This window comes from Catenovulum agarivorans DS-2 (assembly GCF_000568405.1).
Lineage (GTDB): Bacteria > Pseudomonadota > Gammaproteobacteria > Enterobacterales > Alteromonadaceae > Catenovulum > Catenovulum agarivorans_A.
On record NZ_ARZY01000116.1, the window covers coordinates 1 to 462 of the forward strand.

Annotated in this window: 1 protein-coding gene; it reads left to right on the forward strand. The window is 40.3% G+C overall.

The window, feature by feature from the left end; genetic code table 11:
• A partial coding sequence (locus DS2_RS19445) for an IS110 family transposase (protein WP_035016752.1) occupies window positions 1-402 on the forward strand: 402 nt, incomplete at its 5' end.
• Window positions 403-462: the final 60 nt, after the last annotated feature.

Here is a 462-nt window from a genome sequence, read left to right on the forward strand (position 1 = left end):
CAACATAACCCTGTTGACTTTCATTTGCTTAAATCCATCCCAGGTGTGGGACAAATATTAGCACTGACTATTATCTATGAGATTGGGGATATTACGCGTTTTGATTCCGTTCAAAAATTTGCTTCTTATTGTCGCTTAGTTAAATGCAAAGCTGAATCGGCTGGCAAATCTTACGGTACTCAAGGCAGTAAAATTGGTAATCAGCACCTCAAGTGGGCTTTTTCTGAGGCGGCTGTTTTGTACTTGCGTGGCAATGAAAAAGCCCAAAAGCATCTAGCTAAGTTACAAAAGAAAATGAGCAAAGCAAAAGCCTTATCAGCGCTGGCTCATAAGTTAGGACGCTGTGTCTACTTTATGCTTAAAAACAAAAAGGTATTCGATGAAAAACGATTATTAGGTTAAGTCAGTCACGCAACCGGATGAGCTGAGCGTCTAACTGGAAGCTTAAGCTGAAAACACTCT